The sequence below is a fragment of the Citrobacter sp. RHBSTW-01044 genome (genome assembly GCF_013781945.1).
Taxonomy (GTDB): Bacteria; Pseudomonadota; Gammaproteobacteria; order Enterobacterales; family Enterobacteriaceae; genus Citrobacter; species Citrobacter braakii.
Map to the genome: position 1 here is coordinate 4,361,073 of NZ_CP056180.1, position 20,510 is coordinate 4,381,582.

Genomic DNA, 20,510 nt, shown 5'->3' on the forward strand with positions numbered 1-20,510 from the left:
TTTGCTCCTTAAAGGTTGTCTTTCGCGACTTCGAAGTGCACCGACAGCAGCCAGGCCTCTTCCTCAGGAAGATTGCCAAACTCAGCGACCACGTCACGGGCAAGCGCCATTGATTCGGCAGAAATTTCATCAAACAAGCTGGCATCGACTTCTGGTAAGGGTTCACCCGTTACCGAGCGGTGCGCCATGGCGCGAACATGCGACGTCAGCATCTGTTCCTGTACAGCGTTGGGAATAATGTGGCGTTCACGCAGCAAGGCATACACCTGCGCCAGCATGCGGTCGGCCAGTTCCACCGATTCCCCCATGTCATTCATTACAGCTCCGTTATTCACTCGTCTTACCCCACTAGTGGCTCTGAGGTTAACTTAGCGGCGGGGGTTAAAAGTTTGTAGCGAGTTGTTTTCCACTTCGAAGTGGAAAGGGGCGCAGCGATAGTGATCTGTGCCGCAAAAAGGGCCGGGACCACGATTAATCACTGGAAGAATGTGATTGAGATCGCAAGAGTGAGCAGCAAAATGGAAGGAAATGCGAACAATGAATGGACGATAAAAATGAAAAAATGTGATGGGGATAGCGTTTACTTATGGGATGCAGGGGCGCAGCGTCTTATCCGGCCTACGGTTATGCAGGCCGGATAGAGTAGATTAGCGGAACTTCTTGTGGTTTTCGTTGCGCGTTTTTTTCAGGTCTTCCGCAACGGCTTTCGCCTCTTTGACTTTACCTTCGTTCGCCAGTTTAAGCGCGCCGTCAATCTGACCGATCAGCGTGTCAAAGCCGTGGCGGAAATCTTTCATCTCCGCACTGTCCGGGGATTTGCTCTCCAGCTTCGGTGGAGTTCCCTTTTGAGCATCCAGCGCGGCTGCACGCATTTTGGTCAACGCGTCTTTTAGTTCAGTCGCATTGTCCGTTTTTTCGACGATCTTCAGGTTGTCGTTGAGGATCCCCATGTCATCTTCGAGATCGGCTGCAAACGCAGAAGAACCAAGAACCAGCGTTGAAGCCGCGACGATCGCTAACAGGTGTTTACGCATTGCTCACTTCCTTTTTTATTATTAAAAAATTAACGCCTTAACGAGTATCATTGCCCGGCGATTTTCATCTCCGGTAACAATACCGAACCACACTGAATATTACTGCGCGTTTCAATATCGTTGCCTACGGTCACAATATTGCGCCACATCTCTTTTAAGTTACCGGCGATGGTAATTTCACTCACCGGATACTGAATTTCGCCGTTTTCGACCCAAAAACCCGCCGCGCCGCGCGAGTAATCGCCGGTAATGCCGCTAACGCCCTGCCCCATCAGCTCGGTAACCACAAGACCTGTGCCCATCTCTTTGAGCAACTGCTCGAAGCTTAGACCCTGTCCCGGAATTCGCCAGTTGTGGATCCCGCCCGCATGACCGGTGCTCTTCAGTCCCAGCTTACGTGCGGAATAGTTGGTCAGCAGCCATTGGGTCAGCACGCCGTCTTTAACAATGTCACGGCGTTCGGTCCGTACGCCTTCGCTGTCGAACGGCGACGACGCCAGCCCTTTCAGCAGGTGCGGATGTTCTTCAATAGTCAGCCATTCCGGCAGAATTTGTTTGCCCAGCGAGTCGAGCAGGAAGGTGGATTTACGGTACACCGAACCACCGGCAATCGCGCCGACCAGATGTCCGAACAGCCCAGTCGCCACTTCGTTGGCAAAAATCACCGGCGCTTTCATGGTGGAAAGTTTACGCGGAGAGAGGCGAGATAAGGTGCGGCGAGCACAGTCTGCCCCCACCCATTCCGGCGTTTGCAGATCGCCCATCGCCCGGCCAATGGTGTAGGCGTAATCACGCTCCATATCGCCATTTTCTTCCGCGATGACGCAGCTGGAAAGAGAATGACGCGTGGAGCAGTAGCCCTGCAGCATCCCGTGACTGTTACCAAACACTTTGATGCCGTAGTGGCTGTTAAAACTGCCGCCTTCGGTATTGGTGATACGCTTATCGGCCTGTAGCGCCGCCTGTTCAGCGCGGGCTGCCAGTTCGATAGCTTCGTCAGGGGAAACTTCCGCCGGGTGGAACAGATCCAAATCGGGCGCATCAAAGGCCAGCAGTTCTTTATCTGCCACGCCCGCGCACGGGTCCGGTGAGGTGTAACGTGCAATATCCAGCGCGGCCTGCACGGTACGTGCAATCGCCTGCGGGCTTAAATCGGTGGACGATGCGCTGCCCTTACGGTTTTGGTGATAAACCGTAATCCCCAGCGCGCCATCGCTATTGAATTCTACGTTCTCCACTTCACCATAACGGGTGCTGACGCTAATACCCGTGGTCTTGCTCACAGCGACTTCCGCGCCATCCGACTTACCTGACGCTAATTCCAGTGCCGTCGAGACCGCTTCTTCCAGAATCTTACGCTGCGCTTCAACTTGTGAGATTACTTTCATCGCAAATGCCATAATGTAGAGAGAGTTTCTCTGAAGTCTAACAGAGAACCGTTTTTCAGTGCGCATCTTAACTGGTAACATTAGCCTCTTTTTTTAAGGAGCCTGACATGACTAAGCAGCCCGAAGACTGGCTCGACGACGTTCCCGGTGATGACATCGAAGACGAAGACGATGAAATTATCTGGGTTAGTAAAAGTGAAATAAAACGTGACGCCGAGGAGTTAAAACACCTGGGTGTGGAACTGGTGAAACTGGGGAAAAACGCGCTGGATAAAATCCCGCTCGACGCGGATTTACGTGCCGCGATTGAGTTGGCCCAGCGTATTAAGATGGAAGGTCGCCGCCGCCAGCTGCAGCTGATTGGCAAAATGTTGCGCCAGCGCGATGTTGATCCTATCCGTCAGGCGCTGGACAAGCTGAAAAACCGTCACAACCAACAGGTTGTACTGTTTCACAAGCTTGAGCAACTGCGCGATCGCCTGATCGCCGAAGGTGATGATGCGGTAGCGGAAGTGCTGAACCTGTGGCCAAACGCCGATCGCCAGCAGCTTCGTTCTCTGGTTCGCAATGCGAAGAAAGAGCAAGAAGGCAACAAGCCGCCAAAATCAGCACGTCAGATTTTCCAGTATCTGCGTGAACTGGCGGAAAACGAAATCTAACCTCTTCGTCTGCAGAAAGTGCCGGATGATGTAAATACTTCATCCGGCCAGGATTCTGTGCTCTTACTGCTGGGGCTGCATTTCGCCCATAGCGTTCTCTGACTGACTCTCTTCATGCAGATACTGCTTATCTAAAATCTTCACGAACGGTGTATAAATCGCGGTGGCGATAACCAGATTCACAGCCTGTAAAACAATGCCTGAAATCCCGGTGGTGAGGAAACCAGAAATAAAGATCGGCGTTGTCCAGGGAATGGAGATACCAGAGGTGGGGGGAACCCAGCCGAATGCGATAACCACATAAGTAACCGTACACAGCACCATTGGGGTAATGATAAACGGGATAAGCATCAGCGGATTAAGCACGATTGGCAAACCAAAAATAACCGGCTCATTAATGTTAAAAATTGCCGCCGGTGCCGCCAGCCGTGAGAGCTGCTTTAATCGCGTACTTTTGGCAACCATAAAGATGCTAATCAACAGTGCCCCGGTAAAACCCGTACCGCCGGCAATCAAATAGACATCCCTGAACTGCTGAGTAATGATGTTGGTCGCTACCAGCCCGGCCTGAGTTTGCGCCAGGTTCTGCGCACTGAGCGTTTGCCAGATAGGCCCCATTACGGATGTCATGATAGAGTCGCCATGGATCCCAAAGAACCAGAAGAAACTGATCATCATCTCAGCAATCAGTTGCGATAAGAGGGAATTCCCCAGATACAGCAACGGCTGTTGCAGCATGACGCTGATAAATTTCCCCGGCGTACCAAAAGGCGTGTTCTCAAACAGCACCTTGACGATAATCCAGAACAGTAGCACTAAGAAGATAGGTACCAGCGATTTAAACGACCTGGCAATCTCTGGCGGGACACTCGCAGGCATCTTGATGGTAAAAGCCCTGTTTTCCAGAAACTGAACCACCTTGATGGTGACCACAGTGACGATAATCCCTAAGAACATCGATTCAGAGCTAAAGTCGATCAGCGCGTAAGCATCGACGACGATTTCTCCCGATCCTGTCGTAATATGACCAGGCGACATTAAGAAGAAGATCGCCACCGGTAAAATAGCGGAACTTTGGCTGAGATTAAGCTTTTCAACTAACTCCTTTGAGAAGGTGATAATCACCAGCAGCGTCATTAATCCGTAGCTGGCGTTAATCCCGTAATTGAGCTTATCCAGCACGCCTTCCCCTAACAGCGAACTCATAAACTCGTGATAGCCGTTAACAGGAAAGTTGGTTAACAATACGAAAAATGAACCGACAATCAAAAAGGGAATCAGGGCAATAAACGCATTTTTTAGTGCGGTCAGGTAGATGTTTGACGAGATTTTCTCGGCCAGTGGCAACATCTTTTGTTCGAGTAGAGAGGTTATACTCATGCCCGCTTACCCTATAAGGTTTTTTGTCACGTAATAATTAACCTGCGGGAACTGCTTGATATAGATGGCAGGAACCTGAGTGTGGTGCGCATCGCCGTTAACAATCTCCTGATAAATATCTTTTTTCGTATCGTGGTTGATGATGACAATCACTTTTCCAGCCTTGATGATTTTATTCAGCCCGACGGTAATACCCTCGGTGAGGGTGACATCTCCGGAGAAGTATTTATGGCTGGCGACGTTAATTGTTACGTCATCCAGTTCAGTTTGTAGATAATCCTCATCAAACGGCACGCCCGGCTCGTTTAAGCCGATATGCCCGTTCATTCCCACGCCCAGAATTACATAGTCAAACTCTTCACCGTTGAGCGCGGTTTGGTAATGGGCAATATTTTGTGCCGTAGAGGCAAACGGATTGAAATGGACTAACCGCACCGGATAGGCACATTTGTGCACAAAGTCCTGATTAATCATGTTTAGGCAACTGCCATCTGATTCGCTGGGCACGTTGACCCACTCATCCAGCGCAAAGAAGGTAAGGCGTTCGGCAAACGGTGTCGCTGCCAGTGCTTCGTAAATCCAGTGAGGCGTGCTACCGGAGGGGATCAGCACGCGAGAATGTGGTTTGAGCGCGGATAGCTCACTAACGACCTGTTCAGCCAGCGCGGCATTGGTATCAAACGTTGTACATTTCATCCGTTTCTTCTCGCTATTAAAGTGATTCAATCTTTTTGGCGAATAAAGGAAGATACTTTTTATTGGCCAGCAGCATCTCTTTGACTAACGCCACGCCCGAAGTATCGCTTGAGCATAATGGGTTGAAAATAAAGCCAGAAATAAGCGCTTGATAATCGCCGGTGGCGGCGGCTTTAACGATCTGCGATTCATAGTCTTTCATCATGGAAACAATCCCTTTCGCAGGAGATGGGATCTCGCCAGTACAAATTGGAATCGGACCATTACGGGTAAGCACACAGTTCACTTCAACTACCGCCTCTTCCGGTAAATTAGTGATAGCACCACCGTTACGAACGTTGACGGTTTGAATGCTCTTATCGTCGAGGTAAATAGCGCGAATAACGTTCAGCGCGGCGGTGGAATAAAGCGCACCGCCGCGGGCTTCCAGCTCTTTAGGCTTATCCTGAAGCGTAACGTCGCTGTATTTTTTAAACAGTTCGGCTTCGATATTTTTGACGATCTCACCCCGTGATTGCTCGGCTGCTTCCTGCTCGGCCAGCATTTCAGTCGTCTTGAGGTAGTATTTTAAATAGGAAGAGGGGATCAGATTGGTGGCGGCCAGCAGCTCTTTATTAAACTGCTCATTGCTGATGTTTTTAAAGCTCAGTGCATCGACGTCGGCGGCGTTGATTATCTCGATGGTTTCGCGGGTACGGTCGACGCCGTTATGCAGAATTTTGGTAATAAAGTTCATATGATTAGAGCCTTTGAACTCGACGTATAAATCCTCTACGTTAGCATTCAGCAGCCCGGCCACCTGATGGGTCATATTGACAGGACCATTGCACAGGCCGATGACCCGATTGTTGTGGCTGTATTTGAGTACCGCTTCTGTCACCATGGAAGCTGGATTGGTGAAGTTAATCAGCCAGGCGTTTGGACAAATCGCCTTCATTTCATTCGCTATTTCAATGATGACCGGAATGGTGCGCAGAGCTTTGAACATCCCGCCCGCACCGTTGGTTTCCTGGCCAATAAAACCGTATGACTTCGGCAGTTTTTCATCAACGATTCGGGCATCGATACCACCGACGCGCAGTTGAGTCACCACGAAGTCGGCACCCAGCAGCGCTGTTTTGCGGTCAAAAGTTTGGATGACATCAATTGGTAAATTTGCTTTGGCAAGCATTCTTTTGGTGAGATCGAAAATGATGTTCATTTTCTCTTTACCCATTTCAACGTCGACAAAAGCGATGTGAGAGATGGGAAGCTGGTGGTAGTTTTTAATTACCCCTTCAATCAGTTCTGGCGTATAGCTGCTACCCGCACCAATCACCACGAGTTTTAGTTTTTTCATTAGTCTTCTACTTTTGAATTAAATTTCAACGACACTTTTCTGACATTGGATAAATGGAAAAGCATAATATCTACGATGGCTATCTGGATCGGATAGCTTATATTTTCGAAAGCAGTATCTTTAATAATGGCGTTTTTGTAGATCAAGACCGCATCGGCCTTAAGCGCCAGCGTAGAGTTTTCCCGGCTGGTAATCGCGGCCACCTTGATGCCGTTTTTTCTGGCATTAAAAATTATCTCTTCCAGCATTTCTGACTCACCGCTGTTGGAAACAATCAGCATACAATCGTTAGCGGTCAGAAAGCGGCTGCGGACATTACAGTTGGTGTAGTCGGTTTCATTGAGGATATTAAAGCCCAGCACCATCAAATTATAGCTAACATAGTTCGCCACGCTATCTGATGTACCGTATCCCCAGGTGATAATCGTATTGCAGTCGGACAAAAAATCACAAAAGACTTTGACTTTATTCTCAGACACTCTGGTTAAAGCATCCTGCATTTCTTGTATATATTCGCTAACAAACGCGTTATGGTGCTGCGAGTTTTGCGATCTGGAGAATACGTCCCGAATGTTGACCTTAAACTCCTGGAAATTATTAAAGCCTAATTTCTTTACCAACTTAGAAATAGATGGCGCGGTAGTATAAACGCGATCTGCCAGTTCATGAATTTTCATTTTATAAACATCAGCAGGGTTCTCCTGACAGAATTTATAAACTCGCAGTTCATTATTGGTTAAATTTTTTCGCATGGAGCGCACCTTTTATTATGTGGCACTTACGCCACATTGGCTCTCGAGGGGATATTAGCAAGGGAAAAGCGGAAATAGATTTTATGATTTAGAAATTAATTTCTGCGATCTGAGTTATAAATTTCCATATGGAGGCTTCCCATTCCGTTGAGAAGTATGGCGTAACCAGAAGGCCGGATGGCAACGGAGATCGTGCTCCTGAGAAAGTGCCGGATAACGGTGTAAACACCTTATCCGGCCCACAACGGAGCGTAGGCCCGGTAAGCGTAGCGCCACCGGGCATTTTTTACTCTTCTTCTGCCTGGGCTTTCTTCGCCAGGCCATCCAGCAGTTTTTGATGGATGCCACCAAACCCGCCGTTACTCATCACCAGGATGTGATCGCCAGGCTGTGCAGTTTTCACCACCATATCTGCCAGTGCATCCACATCGCCGCTCCAGTGCGCAGGCTGAATGCAGGCTTCAGCGACTTCTGCTACCTGCCACGGAATATGCGGGGGTTGCAGCAGGAACACTTCGTCCGCACGTCCTAACGACGGCGCCAGGTCATCTTTGCACAGGCCCATTTTCATGGTGTTCGAGCGTGGTTCCAGCACCGCGATGATGCGCGCCGTGCCACCCACTTTACCGCGCAGCGCCGCAAGCGTTGCCAGAATGGCCGTTGGGTGATGGGCGAAATCGTCATACACCGTCACGCCATTGGCTTCGCCGCGCAGCTCAAGACGACGACGAGCGTTGATGAACGAGCCCAGCGCATTGGCTGCATCCGCAGGCACGACGCCAACATGGCGCGCGGCAGCAATCGCCATCAGACCGTTGTGCATGTTGTGCTCGCCTACCAGGCCCCACTTCACCACGCCAACATTTTCACCGTCCAGCCACACTTCCCATTCGGATGCATCAGTGGTCAGCTTTTTCGCCTGCCAGTGACCTTGTTCACCAACCAGCTCTTGTTCGCTCCAGCAGCCCATCGCCATCGTCTGTTTCAGATTGATGTCGTTTTCCGGGTAGATAATGCGTCCCTGGCCCGGCACGATACGCACCAGGTGGTGGAACTGTTTCTGGATCGCTTTCAGATCGTCAAAGATATCAGCGTGATCGAACTCAAGGTTGTTGAGGATCAGCGTACGCGGGCAGTAATGTACGAATTTAGAACGCTTATCGAAGAAGGCGCAATCGTACTCATCCGCTTCAATAACGAAGAAGTCGCTCTCACCCAGGCGCGCGGAAACCTCAAAGTTACCCGGTACGCCGCCGATCACAAAGCCAGGCTTATAGCCGCAGGCTTCGAGGATCCAGGTCGCCATTCCGGCGGTGGTGGTTTTGCCGTGCGTCCCCGCAACCGCCAGTACCCAACGATCGCGCAGTACAAAGTCATGCAGCCACTGAGGGCCGGACATGTACGGAATGTTCTTTTCCAGCACTGCTTCCACACACGGATTACCCCGGGTCATGGCATTGCCAATGATCACCAGGTCCGGCTGCGGATCGAGCTGGCTGGCATCGTAACCCTGAATCAGATCAATGCCTTGCTTCTCAAGTAAGGTACTCATCGGCGGATACACATTGGCGTCCGAACCGGTTACTTCATGACCGAGTGAGCGCGCCAGCATCGCCAGACCGCCCATGAAAGTGCCACAAATTCCCAAAATATGAATGCGCATACGTCACTATCCTTTTTTAATCTGGGGGCCATTTTACGCACATGTCCGGCAAGTGAGAAACGCATTTCAGGATATTCCGTAGTTTGCTGGCGCGATTCACCTAAGCGCGGCAATGGAAATATTTGTTAATATTGTTGCGGTCGCTTTACTCCACATAAATTGCAGGGAAAGTGTTATGAAAACGTTAGGTGAATTTATTGTCGAAAAGCAGCACGAGTTTTCTCATGCTACCGGTGAACTCACTGCTTTGTTGTCGGCAATAAAGCTGGGCGCCAAGATCATCCACCGCGATATCAACAAGGCCGGTCTGGTCGATATCCTGGGTGCCAGCGGTGCTGAGAACGTGCAGGGAGAGGTTCAGCAAAAACTCGATCTGTTCGCGAACGAAAAACTGAAAGCTGCACTGAAGGCGCGCGACATTGTGGCGGGCATTGCCTCGGAAGAAGAAGATGAAATCGTCGTCTTTGAAGGCTGTGAACACGCAAAATATGTTGTGCTGATGGATCCTCTGGATGGCTCATCCAACATCGATGTTAACGTCTCTGTCGGTACGATTTTCTCTATTTATCGCCGCGTAACCCCAGTCGGCACGCCGGTCACGGAAGAGGATTTCCTGCAACCAGGCAACAAGCAGGTTGCTGCGGGCTACGTTGTTTATGGTTCTTCCACCATGCTGGTGTATACCACCGGCTGTGGCGTACACGCCTTCACCTACGATCCTTCTCTGGGCGTATTCTGCCTCAGCCAGGAACGTATGCGCTTCCCGGCGAAAGGCAGCACGTACTCCATTAACGAAGGCAACTACATTAAATTCCCGAACGGCGTGAAGAAGTACATTAAATTCTGCCAGGAAGAAGATAAGTCAACTCAGCGCCCGTACACCTCGCGCTACATTGGCTCTCTGGTTGCGGATTTCCATCGTAATCTGCTCAAAGGCGGGATCTACCTGTACCCAAGCACCGCCAGCCACCCGCAAGGGAAGCTGCGTCTGCTGTACGAATGCAATCCGATGGCCTTCCTGGCCGAGCAGGCGGGCGGCAAAGCGAGCGATGGTAAGGATCGCATTCTGGATATCACCCCGGAAAGCCTGCACCAGCGTCGCTCCTTCTTCGTAGGTAACGACCATATGGTTGAAGATGTAGAACGCTTTATCCGCGAATTCCCGGACGCGTAATACGCTTTGCCGGATGAGACGTGTTAACGCCATCATCCGGCAAATTTATCCCCTACGCCGTTTGTACTTTAAACGCCGCCATTGCTTCGAGCAGGGCATGTGACTGCTCTTCCAGCGAGCGGGTAGCCGCTGAAGACTGCTGTACCAGCGCCGCATTTTGCTGCGCCGTTTCATCCATCTGAATCACCGCGATATTCACCTGCTCAATGCCGCGACTCTGTTCCTGCGACGCGCTGGCAATTTCACGCATCAGTTTGGTCATGCGCATCACTTCATTGGCAATCTCATCCATGGTTTCGCCCGCCTGCTGCGCCAGTTCGCTGCCTTCTCCCACGTGGGTGTGTGAATCGCTGATTAACGTGCGGATCTCTTTTGCCGCCTCGGCGCTGCGGCTGGCCAGATTACGCACTTCACCTGCAACGACCGCAAAGCCCCGCCCTTGCTCACCGGCACGCGCCGCTTCAACAGAAGCATTGAGCGCCAGGATGTTGGTCTGGAAAGCAATACCGTCGATTACGCTGAGGATATCGGCGATTCGGCTGGAACTGCCGGAAATATCGCGCATTTTCTCAATCACATAGCACACCATCTCACTACCGCGATCGGCGGTATCCGACACCGATTTTGCCAACTGGTGTGCCTGTTCCGCGTTCTGCGCATTCTGTTTCACGGTCGCCGTGAGTTCTTCCATACTGGCGGCGGTCTGCTCCAGCGAAGTGGCTGTCGATTCAGTACGTTGTGCCAGATGCTGGTTCCCGGCCGTCAGCTCACGGCTACCAATATCAATTTGTAAACTGGCATCGCGGACACGCTGTACCGAGTCGCCCAGCGCATGGCGCATTTCATCCATTGCCGCGTTCAGACGGTTGAATTCGGCGCTGGCCGACAGCGCGGTAACCGGCGACAAATCCCCCGTCGCCAGGCGTTCCAGTTGCTCAACCATATTATCCAGCGGCTTGAGAAACTTATTTCGCAACATGAACCAAATCACCGCCAGCAACGCGAGGGCAGCCAACATCGAGGCGCTCATAATACCGTGGTAAATCAAAGAAGTAATGATACGGGTAGAGGCATACAGCCCCATACCGCCGGTCAGCAACAGAAGGAACGTTAGCAGAGACAATAACACCAACAAACTTGATCGAATTGAAAGGGATTTTGGCATCGTTATATTTCCGGTTGTAGGGTTAAAACAGACCTGTACAGAACCTATCGACTACAACCGGAAAAAGTTTAGGTATTTAAATGTTTAGTGAAAAATCAGGATGTTACTTTGGTGTTGCCGCCGTCCCCACTCTGGTTACTGGCGAGCTTTGACGATTTTCCCAAAGTACCGTCAGACCGCGCTGTAAGGCAATAAAAATAAACAATAAAATGCCAATCGCGATCTTCGTCCACCAGGAACTTAATGTGCCATCAAAATTAATGTAGGTCTGGATCAACCCCTGAATGGCGACACCAAACAACGTTCCTAACACCGTACCGACCCCACCGCTCAACAGGGTTCCGCCAATCACGACTGAGGCAATCGCATCCAGCTCAACGCCGACGCCCGCCAGCGCATAACCCGCCTGGGTGTAAATTGAAAAGACAATGCCAGCAAGCGTCGCAAGCCCGGTCGACAGCATATAGATACGGATGGTCGTGCTGCGGGTTGAGATCCCCATCAAGTTGGCAGAGGTGGCGTTGCCGCCAATCGCGTAAACCTGATTACCAAAGCGCGTACGGTGCGCCAGGAATATGCCAATGACGACTACCGCCAGCATCAGCAATCCCATTGCACTCAGGCGGCCGCCGCCGGGAATTTTCCATGCCAGGCTTGAGAGCATGTCATAAACCGGATGGTTAATTGGGATCGACTCTTCAGACACCAGATAGCTGACACCGCGCAGGAAGAACATTCCTGCCAGGGTAATAATGAATGCCGGGATCTTCAGCGCATCAATCAGTAACCCCATAAACGCGCCAAACGCACAGCCCATCAGCAGAATCAGGGGAAACGCCAGCAGCGGAGATATACCCCAGTAGCCAATGGCCTTCGCCAGAAATACGCCGGTAAACGCGATCACCGAGCCAACGGACAGGTCGATCCCGCCAGAGAGAATCACGAAGGTCATGCCCACGGCGATGATGCCCAGAAAAGCGTTATCGGTCAGGATATTGCAGATAACTCTGGTTGAAGCAAAAGCCGGAAATTGTGTCAGGCAGTAGAGGTAACCCAGCACAAACACGCCGAGGGTGATCATCAGCGGTAAATTACGTTTTATCATGACCACGCACTCCTTTTATCAGGCTGATAAAGCGTTGTGATTGCACGACCAGCACACACAACACCACCACGGCTTTGACCACTTGATTTAGTTCTGGCGGGAAGCCCGACAGTAAAATCCCGGTGTTCATGCCCTGAATAATCAATGCCCCGACCACCGACAGCAGCAGATTAAAGCGCCCGCCCATCAGCGAGCCGCCGCCGATAACTACCGCCAGGATGGCATCCAGTTCCAGCCACAATCCGGCGTTATTGGCATCTGCCCCGCGGATATCCGCCGTGACGATAATGCCGGCGATAGCCGCACACAGACCGCTCAGCACATAGGTGAGCATCACGATAATGCGCGTGTTCACCCCGGCGTTTTTTGCCGCACGAATGTTGATGCCTACCGCTTCAATAAACATCCCCAGCGCCGTTTTACGCGTCAGTAGCCAGAACACCACCAGCGTTAGCAGGGCAATGATCACTGGCGTGGGGAACAGTAAGAGCGAGCCGCTGCCAAACCACGACAGTTCGGGCGAATTGAAGGTGACGATCTGCCCGGAGGTGATAAGCTGCGCCACTCCGCGTCCGGCCACCATCAGGATTAGCGTGGCAACGAACGGTTGGATCTTGAGGATTGCCACCAGAATCCCGTTCCATAACCCTGCCAGAATGCCGGAGCCTAAGGCGGCAAGCAGCACCACCGGCAAACTGTGCCCGGCCACCGTCATCGCCGCGGTGGTGGCACCGGCAATGGCCATGACGGCGCCTACGGAAAGGTCGATGCCGCCGGTGGCAATCACCAGCGTCATGCCAATCGCTAACAGCGCCACGGGGGCGGCACGGTTGAGAATATCAATCGGGCTACCGAACAGCCGACCATCTTGCAAAATCACCTGATAAAAGTGCGGTGCGACCAGGCTATCCACCAGCAGCACCAGCAGTAGCGCCACCAGTTGTGGCATGCCTTTTGGCCAGCGGAATCGCCGTTGCGGCGGAGTGGATTGAGGGAGAGATTGAGGCATCACCATAGTCTCCTTAGGCCGCAATGGCGTTCATGATCGCCGGTACGGACAGTTCAGCCAGCGGGATCTCGGCCACCTGTTTGCGATCGCGCATAATAATGACCCGATCGGCATAGCCCACTAACTCTTCCAGTTCGGATGAAATCACCAGCAGCGCCAGACCATCCGCGCACAGCGTTTCGATCAGGCGGATGATCTCGGCATGCGCGCCGACGTCGATCCCACGCGTAGGTTCATCGAGGATCAGGAACTGCGGTTTGGTCAGTAACCAGCGCGAGAGCAATACTTTTTGCTGATTGCCGCCGGAGAGGAATTCGATCGGCTGTTCAGCGTTGGGGGTGCGAATTCCGAGCTGGCGGATAAAACGCTCGGCAATCTCATTTTGTTCTTTCCGCGGAATAGGCCGCAGCCAGCCACGCTGCGCCTGTAATGCCAGAATGATGTTTTCCCGCACCGAGGCGGCGGCGATAATGCCATCCGTTTTGCGATCCTCCGGACAGAAGCCGATCCCCAGACACGAAGCCTGATGCGGCGATCGCAAGGTCTGCGCTTTGCCTTTGATCAGCGCACTGCCGCTGTCGGCGGGTTTAATACCGAAGATCACCTCCGCCGTTTCCGTTCGCCCGGATCCCAGCAGTCCTGCGAGACCGACGATCTCACCAGGGCGCACCTGTAGATCAAACGGCGCAATGGTGCCTTTCTTGCCAAAGTCGCTAAAGGCCGCCACTGGTTTATCACTCAGCAACGTACGGCCCGCACGCTGTAGCGCATGGGTATCCAGTTCGCGACCCAGCATCATTTTGACCAGTTCGATCTGTGGCAGGTCGCGGGTTTCACGGCAGCCAACGAAGCCGCCGTTACGCAGGACGGTAATGCGATCGCTGACCTGATAGACCTGATCGAGGAAATGGGTAACGAAGATCAGACTGACGCCCCGATCGCGCAAATGCCGCATCAGGCCGAACAGCATTTCTACTTCCTGGGTATCAAGACTGGCGGTGGGCTCATCGAGGATCAGCACTTTCGCGGAGAGATCGATCGCCCGACAGATGGCGACGATCTGCTGCATCGCCACGGAAAAGCGGTTCAGCGGCTCGCGCACGTCGAGGGAAAAACCGTATGACGCCATCAACTCCGTCGCGCGTTTTTCCATCTGCTTGCGCAGCAGCAGGCCAAAACGCCGCGGTTCACGGCCAATAAACAAGTTATCCGCTACCGACATATTGGGCAGCAGATTCACTTCCTGATACACGGTACCGATCCCCAACTGCTGGGCATGGGCGGTATTTTTGGGGGAGATAGGCTGGCCTTCGAGCCAGATCGTGCCGCGATCGGCATGGTAAACGCCGGTCAGCGCTTTGATCAGCGTCGATTTACCGGCTCCGTTTTCTCCCAGCAGCGCCATAATCTCACCGCGACGCAAGCTGAAATCCACGTTATCCAGCGCTTTGACGCCGGGAAAGAATTTGCTCAATCCTTCGGTGCGGAGGATTTCCTGATGGGGGTCGGTGGTCATGGCATTCCTCCGGTACGAAATCACGGCCTTTTCGTAGGCCTGATAAGCGCAACGCCATCAGGCCTACGGAAGACCGGCAGCAAAACTAGTAGCCCATGTTTTTCTTCTTCTCTAACTCTTCTTTCGCGGTATCCGGCAGATAGAGGATCGACTTGGTAATGGTCAGCTTTTCAGGCATCGTGCCGTCTTTTTTGAATTTCTCCAGCGCGTCGAATGCCGGGCCTGCCATATTCGGCGTCAGCTCGACGCTGGCGTTGGCTTCACCGTCAATCATTGCTTTGTAGATATCCGGTACGCCGTCGATGGAACCGGTCAGAATATCTTTGCCGGGTTTCAGGCCCGCTTCTTTAATCGCCTGGATCGCCCCGATCACCATGTCATCGTTATGGGCGTAAACCATGCAGATGTTCTTGCCATTGTTTTCCGCTTTGATAAAGCTCTCCATCACTTCTTTCCCTTTACTGCGGGTGAAGTCGCCGGACTGTGAGCGGATAATCTTAATGTTTGGCGCGTTGGCGATGGCTTCAGCAAACCCTTTTTTACGATCGATGGCCACGCTGGCCCCGACGGTCCCTTGCAGCTCAACGACGTTACACGGCTTGCCGTTCACCTGTTTAATCAACCAGTCGCCGATCAATTTACCTTCCAGCACGTTGTCGGCGGTGACCGTGGTCATATAGAGAGATTTGTCTTTTACATCGATGGAACGATCGAGCAAAAAGACCGGAATGTCGGCATCTTTAGCCTCTTTTAAAACCGGTTCCCAACCCGTTGCCACGACTGGCGCAATAAAGATGGCGTCAACGCCCTGCGCAACAAATGAGCGAACTGCTTTAATCTGGTTTTCCTGCTTTTGCTGGCCGTCAGCGATTTTCAGCGTAATACCACGCTTTTCAGCCTCGCTTTTCGCAACGTTGGTTTCTGCGGCGCGCCAGCCGGATTCAGAGCCAACTTGCGAAAATCCTACGGTTAAAGGGGCTGCCATTGCCATAGACGACATGGCTGCCGAAACTGCTGTGACTAAAAGTAAGCGCTTCCACATAAGTGCGTCCTCGTAGGGTGATTATTGTTGGTTAATAAACCGTCGCGAAAAAACTATAGACAATTGAGCATGTAACGAATTGCGTTACATCACACTTCAAAAAAGTAAATAAAACGTTAATCACAACTTTGTAATCGCTTTCATCCCGCTATGAAAAATGCGGCTGAAGATATGGATTTTTCTGTCACGAGAGAGGGGTAAAAAGAAGAAAATGAGCGCAGAGAAAGCGAAAACAAGCGGAGACATTCAGCGCGAGTTGGCTATAATACCCGCCACTTGTTTGCCATAGCTTATTTAAAGGAAACAGACATGAGCTTACTCAACGTCCCTGCCGGTAAAGATCTGCCGGAAGATATCTACGTTGTTATCGAGATCCCTGCCAACGCAGATCCGATCAAATACGAAGTTGACAAAGAGAGCGGCGCCCTGTTCGTTGACCGCTTCATGTCCACCGCGATGTTCTATCCGTGCAACTACGGTTACATCAACCACACCCTGTCTCTGGACGGTGACCCAGTAGACGTTCTTGTCCCGACTCCGTACCCGCTGGAGCCAGGTTCAGTGATCCGCTGCCGTCCGGTTGGCGTACTGAAAATGACTGACGAATCCGGTGAAGATGCGAAACTGGTTGCGGTTCCGCACACTAAGCTGAGCAAAGAATACGATCACATCAAAGATGTGACCGACCTGCCGGAACTGCTGAAAGCACAGATCACCCACTTCTTCGAACACTACAAAGATCTCGAAGCGGGCAAATGGGTGAAAGTTGACGGTTGGGACAACGCTGAAGCCGCTAAAGCTGAAATCGTTGCTTCTTTCGAGCGCGCGAAGAAGTAAGTTCGCGTTAGCTTAAAACCCTGAACGCCAGTCTCTGGTTAGTAAGGGTTTTTAAATTTCTACGTTCTACCACCTCTCCCCTTCGCTGTTTTCTTTTTGACCTACCAGAATGGGTAGTCACATTTCATTTATCTTAATTGCGAATGATATTAGATCTCATTATCATTCTCATCATGTAAATAAATGTGAATAAAAGTCAATGAACCTCCACAATGTGAAGTCCCTGAAACGCTATTCCTGCGTGGCACTCGCCACAGCGCTGTTATTTACCAGCCTGTCCAGCGTGGCGCAGACGCTACCTGAGAAAGATTTTCTGACTCGCGATGTCGGTAACGGCGTGTATGAGCTGGCGGTTGATAGCCAGCAGAATGCGCTTTTTGTCGCCTCGTCGCCGTCGTTTGATAAAGATAAAACCAGCGGGCTTATCTACAAACTCGATCTGGAGAAACTCACGACGACTGAAGTCATCGACACCAGTCGTCGTGCCTTTGCCACCGCGCTGGATGAAGAAAACCAGGTGCTGTATGTCGGCAACACGCTGGAAGGTTCAGTAACGCTAGTCGATACCCGCAGCGGTAAAGAGCTGGCGATACTGCAACTGAGCGAAGCCAAAAACCCGAAAGATATTGTTCATACGCGTGAAATGGTGCTCGATAAACAGCACCACCGTCTGTACGTTTCCGGCGTGGCTGAAAAGGGCATAGTCTGGGTGGTGGACACACAAAAGCGCGAGAAAATCGCCACCCTCGAGAACATGGGCCAGTACCCGACCGGCATGGCCGTGGATGCAAATAAGAACCGCCTGTATGTTGTGAATGGCCGAAACGAACTTATTACGCTGGATACCACCAACCATCAAATTATTAATCGCTTTACCATTGAGCCAGATAAAAAACATTTTTTCCTGAATATTGCCCTGGATGCAAAAAATAACCGCGCATTCCTGACCGATCCGGATTTAGCGGACGTACTGGTTTTTGATCTTAATACCGGTAAGGTTATTGCACCAATTAAGGTTATTAACTCGCTGGCAGTGATATATAACGAAAAACGCCAGGAAGTTTATATCACCCACCGTAATGCTAAACGCATCAGCATTGTGAACAGCAAGACCTACCAGGTAAAACAAAGCATTGAAACCAATGCATTACCTAACAGCCTGGCGCTCTCGGCAGATGCTAACACCCTGTACGTCAGCGTCAAACAGTCGGAAAAAATGACAGGTGTGAAGCCCGACTACGTGCTGAAAATCGATCTCTCTAAATATTAATAATTAAAAAACTATCTGCACCTTGCAGCTTTTTTGAGCTGCAAGGTGATGTTTTTATTTTTTACTTTTCAGGTGTCTATATTATGAAAACGCGTCAACTTATTACGCTGACAGGGATCGTTGCATTCTCAGGCGGTGTTATTTTCCCCACCCAGGCAGAAGAACTCACCGAGACCTCACGCACTAGCGAAGATGAAATGGTGATCACCGCATCCGGATTCTCGCAGCAAAAACGCGAAGCGCCGGCCACTATTTCAGTTATCGATCGTAACACGCTGGATATTCAGCCGGACCGTAGCATCGGTGAAGCCATTAAAAACCTTCCCGGTGTCTCGGTCACCAACAGCAGTGGCATGAACGCCGGTAGCATTATGATCCGCGGCATGGACCCGTCCTATACCGCTTTTATGGTCAACAGCGTCAAACAAAATACCGGTGAATCTCGTCCTTACGGACATGATATTGGTACTGAAGCCAACTTCTTACCGCCAATGGAGGCCATTGAGCGTATCGAAGTTATCCGTGGGCCGATGTCCTCGCTGTACGGTTCAGACGCCATCGGCGGTGTGGTTAACGTCATTACCAAAAAACCGTACGGCGCAAAAGAGTGGACCACGGCAATTGCTGCCAATACCTGGCTGCAGGAACACCAGTATTTAGGTAATACCAGCCAGATGAATTTGTTTACCATGGGGCCGATTGTGCCCGATGTTCTCGGCCTTAGCGTGGCGGCCGACTGGCTTGACCGTCGCGATGACGATCGCAATAACTATTTTGGCAAACACAATCGTAAATCCGTTGATATGACATTGGGCCTGGCCGCCAGCGAGAATAACCTGTTCGATCTCAACGTGGTCACCGGTGAGCAGGAAAAAAACCGTACCCAGAAACGCGGTGCGCCGTGGTCATGGCTGTTCGATCGTAACGCCGCCACCCTGACGCATACCGGCTGGTATGCAGACGACACCATCGCGACAACCAACTACATAAACTATGAAAAAGGCCGTTCGAAGTACGTTTATGACGGACAGTCCCCGCAGTATGTGCAGATGGAGAACTACGTCGCCAATTCGCAAACCACTTTCACGCTCGACACCCATAAACTGACCGTTGGGGCGAATTTCACGCGCGAAGAGCTGAATGACCGCTTTGATGTGGCCAACAAAACGCTGCCCGGATCTGACCCGGTGACCAAAATCAGCCGTAACGGTTGGGCATTGTTTGCTGAAGACGGCTGGAGCATTGGCGATTTCATCCTGACCACGTCAGCGAGGATGGACCAGGATGACAATTTTGGCACACATATTACGCCAAAAATGTACGGTAACTGGGCCTTTAGCAATGACTGGGCGCTGAAAGGCGGCGTTTCCGCAGGCTATAAAAAACCGGAGCTGCGCGCGACGTCCAGCAACTTCGTAACCCCTTACGGCTCAACCGTACCTTATCCCTTCCTCACCGTTGGTAACGACGACCTGAAACCTGAACAAAGCGTTAACTCTGAACTGGGCCTCTACTGGACGGTAGATGCGCTATCGCTCGACAGCACCGTCTTCTATACGCAGTTCAAAGACAAAATTGCTGAACAAACTATTTGTGAAACCACGTCGACGAACCAGTGCTCCGTCAACGGCTACAACGCGGATTCCGTCAGTAAATACTTCAACGTCAGCGAGGCGGATGTATACGGTATAGAACTGAATGCCGACTGGCAGATTACCGCCGATGTAAAAGCCAACGCTAACTACACCTGGAACCACAGCGAACAAAAAAGCGGCGTTAACAAAGGCTACGCGCTAAACGATTATCCGCGCCATATGGCGAATCTGTCGCTGAACTGGGCGGCAACGCAAAGCCTGGACGTATGGAGTACGGTGAATTATCGCAGCAGTAACCGCAACAGCGGCAATAACTATAAATACGATGACTACACAATGGTGGACGTAGGCGTACGTTATCAGCTCAATAAGCACACGCAACTGATGGCTGGGGTCTACAACGTGTTGGATGAAGATCCGAAACTGACAACCGCGTGGAACGAATCCGCACAGGTGGAAGGACGCCGCTATAACCTCGGCGCGCGCGTGGAGTTTTAAATCCAGAATAAAACAACGCCACCCGAGGGTGGCGTGTTCATATCAGTACTGGTCTCGGTCTAACCAGTTACCGCTTTCAATCAGCGTTAAGCCATCAACCGGACGTTGGTACACGTACATCCATGCACTTCCGTACGGCGTTTGAATTAACTGGCGTGCGTATTCACCGCCACGGGTACGCAGAGCGTCAAGCTCTGCCAGCGTGGCGTTATCAATACGATAAACTTCCCCGTGTACTGTTCCCTCTCCTGGAACGGCGCCTGGATAGTGGCCCAGGCTATACAACTGGTAGTTGTCGATACTGAAATTTCCCAGCAACAGGGCATTGGTCATCCAGTGGCTGTTGCCTTGTTTGGTTCGTAAACTGCCGTAGACAAATATTCGCATT

General features: G+C 51.4%; 19 protein-coding genes. 5 read left to right on the top strand and 14 right to left on the bottom strand.

Translation table 11 applies throughout. The features are described 5' to 3' along the window. Positions 1 to 8: 8 nt before the first annotated feature. From HV352_RS20880 to pmbA, 3 genes are all read right to left on the bottom strand, one after another. Entirely contained in the window at positions 9 to 317 is a 309-nt protein-coding gene (locus tag HV352_RS20880; protein WP_016151467.1) for a PRD domain-containing protein, read from the bottom strand. A 330-nt stretch (positions 318 to 647) separates the two neighbouring features. Beyond that, entirely contained in the window at positions 648 to 1,034 is a 387-nt protein-coding gene (cybC, locus tag HV352_RS20885) for a cytochrome b562 (protein ID WP_016155540.1), read from the bottom strand. 47 nt (positions 1,035 to 1,081) lie between these two features. Next, positions 1,082 to 2,434 (bottom strand): metalloprotease PmbA, encoded by a 1,353-nt coding sequence (gene pmbA, locus HV352_RS20890; RefSeq protein WP_047358563.1) that lies wholly within the window; start codon positions 2,432 to 2,434, stop codon positions 1,082 to 1,084. A 95-nt stretch (positions 2,435 to 2,529) separates the two neighbouring features. On the opposite strand from pmbA, the gene yjgA reads away from it, so the two are divergent. After that, positions 2,530 to 3,081 (top strand): ribosome biogenesis factor YjgA, encoded by a 552-nt coding sequence (yjgA, locus tag HV352_RS20895; protein WP_016151465.1) that lies wholly within the window; start codon positions 2,530 to 2,532, stop codon positions 3,079 to 3,081. Between the two features lie 63 nt (positions 3,082 to 3,144). Here the strand turns inward: yjgA and HV352_RS20900 are convergent, their stop codons facing one another. The 5 genes from HV352_RS20900 to mpl form a co-directional block, all read right to left on the bottom strand. After that, complete coding sequence (locus tag HV352_RS20900; protein WP_049270638.1) at positions 3,145 to 4,461, bottom strand: PTS transporter subunit EIIC; 1,317 nt, start codon at positions 4,459 to 4,461, stop codon at positions 3,145 to 3,147. Positions 4,462 to 4,467: 6 nt separating this feature from the next. Further along, on the bottom strand, positions 4,468 to 5,157 hold the full coding sequence (locus tag HV352_RS20905) for a 6-phosphogluconolactonase (RefSeq protein WP_016151463.1): 690 nt from the start codon (positions 5,155 to 5,157) through the stop codon (positions 4,468 to 4,470). A gap of 16 nt (positions 5,158 to 5,173) precedes the next feature. Then, a complete protein-coding gene (locus HV352_RS20910; RefSeq protein WP_016155537.1) occupies positions 5,174 to 6,496 on the bottom strand; it encodes a 6-phospho-beta-glucosidase in 1,323 nt (440 codons plus the stop codon). Further along, complete coding sequence (locus HV352_RS20915) at positions 6,496 to 7,248, bottom strand: MurR/RpiR family transcriptional regulator (RefSeq protein ID WP_016151461.1); 753 nt, start codon at positions 7,246 to 7,248, stop codon at positions 6,496 to 6,498. Before HV352_RS20915 ends, HV352_RS20910 begins: the two co-directional genes overlap by 1 nt. Positions 7,249 to 7,534: 286 nt before the next feature. Beyond that, on the bottom strand, positions 7,535 to 8,911 hold the full coding sequence (mpl, locus tag HV352_RS20920; RefSeq protein WP_047414759.1) for a UDP-N-acetylmuramate:L-alanyl-gamma-D-glutamyl-meso-diaminopimelate ligase: 1,377 nt from the start codon (positions 8,909 to 8,911) through the stop codon (positions 7,535 to 7,537). Positions 8,912 to 9,086: 175 nt separating this feature from the next. Between mpl and fbp the strand changes: the two genes are divergently transcribed. Further along, positions 9,087 to 10,085 carry a class 1 fructose-bisphosphatase gene (gene fbp, locus HV352_RS20925; RefSeq protein WP_016151459.1) on the top strand — a complete coding sequence of 333 codons (999 nt, stop codon included), beginning with the start codon at positions 9,087 to 9,089 and terminating at the stop codon, positions 10,083 to 10,085. Between the two features lie 52 nt (positions 10,086 to 10,137). On the opposite strand, the gene HV352_RS20930 is transcribed toward fbp, so the two are convergent. The 5 genes from HV352_RS20930 to ytfQ form a co-directional block, all read right to left on the bottom strand. Further along, positions 10,138 to 11,250 (bottom strand): methyl-accepting chemotaxis protein, encoded by a 1,113-nt coding sequence (locus HV352_RS20930; protein ID WP_016155535.1) that lies wholly within the window; start codon positions 11,248 to 11,250, stop codon positions 10,138 to 10,140. A gap of 103 nt (positions 11,251 to 11,353) precedes the next feature. Then, a complete protein-coding gene (gene yjfF, locus HV352_RS20935) occupies positions 11,354 to 12,355 on the bottom strand; it encodes a galactofuranose ABC transporter, permease protein YjfF (protein ID WP_016151457.1) in 1,002 nt (333 codons plus the stop codon). After that, entirely contained in the window at positions 12,342 to 13,364 is a 1,023-nt protein-coding gene (ytfT, locus tag HV352_RS20940; RefSeq protein ID WP_016155534.1) for a galactofuranose ABC transporter, ATP-binding protein YtfT, read from the bottom strand. The genes yjfF and ytfT overlap by 14 nt, the downstream gene beginning before the upstream one ends. A 13-nt stretch (positions 13,365 to 13,377) precedes the next feature. Next, the gene (ytfR, locus tag HV352_RS20945; RefSeq protein WP_016155533.1) at positions 13,378 to 14,880 is read right to left on the bottom strand and encodes a galactofuranose ABC transporter, ATP-binding protein YtfR; all 1,503 of its coding nucleotides are present in this window, start codon (positions 14,878 to 14,880) and stop codon (positions 13,378 to 13,380) included. Positions 14,881 to 14,965: 85 nt separating this feature from the next. Next, entirely contained in the window at positions 14,966 to 15,922 is a 957-nt protein-coding gene (gene ytfQ / locus HV352_RS20950; protein ID WP_016151454.1) for a galactofuranose ABC transporter substrate-binding protein YtfQ, read from the bottom strand. Positions 15,923 to 16,231: 309 nt separating this feature from the next. Between ytfQ and ppa the strand changes: the two genes are divergently transcribed. From ppa to HV352_RS20965, 3 genes are all read left to right on the top strand, one after another. Beyond that, positions 16,232 to 16,759 (top strand): inorganic diphosphatase, encoded by a 528-nt coding sequence (gene ppa, locus HV352_RS20955; protein ID WP_003025726.1) that lies wholly within the window; start codon positions 16,232 to 16,234, stop codon positions 16,757 to 16,759. 199 nt (positions 16,760 to 16,958) lie between these two features. After that, complete coding sequence (locus HV352_RS20960) at positions 16,959 to 18,029, top strand: YncE family protein (RefSeq protein WP_104651658.1); 1,071 nt, start codon at positions 16,959 to 16,961, stop codon at positions 18,027 to 18,029. An 83-nt stretch (positions 18,030 to 18,112) separates the two neighbouring features. Then, positions 18,113 to 20,122 carry a TonB-dependent receptor gene (locus HV352_RS20965; protein ID WP_049270634.1) on the top strand — a complete coding sequence of 670 codons (2,010 nt, stop codon included), beginning with the start codon at positions 18,113 to 18,115 and terminating at the stop codon, positions 20,120 to 20,122. Between the two features lie 42 nt (positions 20,123 to 20,164). Here the strand turns inward: HV352_RS20965 and HV352_RS20970 are convergent, their stop codons facing one another. Then, the gene (locus HV352_RS20970) at positions 20,165 to 20,509 is read right to left on the bottom strand and encodes a gamma-glutamylcyclotransferase (RefSeq protein ID WP_016151451.1); all 345 of its coding nucleotides are present in this window, start codon (positions 20,507 to 20,509) and stop codon (positions 20,165 to 20,167) included. Between the last annotated feature and the right edge of the window lies 1 nt (position 20,510).

Coding starts and splice junctions, on each gene's coding strand:
- HV352_RS20970 (WP_016151451.1), bottom strand. CDS start 20,509: ATGCGAATATTTGTCTACGGCAGTTTACGAACCAAACAAGGCAACAGC.
- ytfQ (WP_016151454.1), bottom strand. CDS start 15,922: ATGTGGAAGCGCTTACTTTTAGTCACAGCAGTTTCGGCAGCCATGTCG.
- fbp (WP_016151459.1), top strand. CDS start 9,087: ATGAAAACGTTAGGTGAATTTATTGTCGAAAAGCAGCACGAGTTTTCT.
- HV352_RS20905 (WP_016151463.1), bottom strand. CDS start 5,157: ATGAAATGTACAACGTTTGATACCAATGCCGCGCTGGCTGAACAGGTC.
- cybC (WP_016155540.1), bottom strand. CDS start 1,034: ATGCGTAAACACCTGTTAGCGATCGTCGCGGCTTCAACGCTGGTTCTT.
- HV352_RS20880 (WP_016151467.1), bottom strand. CDS start 317: ATGAATGACATGGGGGAATCGGTGGAACTGGCCGACCGCATGCTGGCG.
- HV352_RS20910 (WP_016155537.1), bottom strand. CDS start 6,496: ATGAAAAAACTAAAACTCGTGGTGATTGGTGCGGGTAGCAGCTATACG.
- ppa (WP_003025726.1), top strand. CDS start 16,232: ATGAGCTTACTCAACGTCCCTGCCGGTAAAGATCTGCCGGAAGATATC.
- HV352_RS20965 (WP_049270634.1), top strand. CDS start 18,113: ATGAAAACGCGTCAACTTATTACGCTGACAGGGATCGTTGCATTCTCA.
- HV352_RS20960 (WP_104651658.1), top strand. CDS start 16,959: ATGAACCTCCACAATGTGAAGTCCCTGAAACGCTATTCCTGCGTGGCA.
- HV352_RS20915 (WP_016151461.1), bottom strand. CDS start 7,248: ATGCGAAAAAATTTAACCAATAATGAACTGCGAGTTTATAAATTCTGT.
- yjfF (WP_016151457.1), bottom strand. CDS start 12,355: ATGATAAAACGTAATTTACCGCTGATGATCACCCTCGGCGTGTTTGTG.
- yjgA (WP_016151465.1), top strand. CDS start 2,530: ATGACTAAGCAGCCCGAAGACTGGCTCGACGACGTTCCCGGTGATGAC.
- ytfR (WP_016155533.1), bottom strand. CDS start 14,880: ATGACCACCGACCCCCATCAGGAAATCCTCCGCACCGAAGGATTGAGC.
- HV352_RS20900 (WP_049270638.1), bottom strand. CDS start 4,461: ATGAGTATAACCTCTCTACTCGAACAAAAGATGTTGCCACTGGCCGAG.
- mpl (WP_047414759.1), bottom strand. CDS start 8,911: ATGCGCATTCATATTTTGGGAATTTGTGGCACTTTCATGGGCGGTCTG.
- ytfT (WP_016155534.1), bottom strand. CDS start 13,364: ATGCCTCAATCTCTCCCTCAATCCACTCCGCCGCAACGGCGATTCCGC.
- HV352_RS20930 (WP_016155535.1), bottom strand. CDS start 11,250: ATGCCAAAATCCCTTTCAATTCGATCAAGTTTGTTGGTGTTATTGTCT.
- pmbA (WP_047358563.1), bottom strand. CDS start 2,434: ATGGCATTTGCGATGAAAGTAATCTCACAAGTTGAAGCGCAGCGTAAG.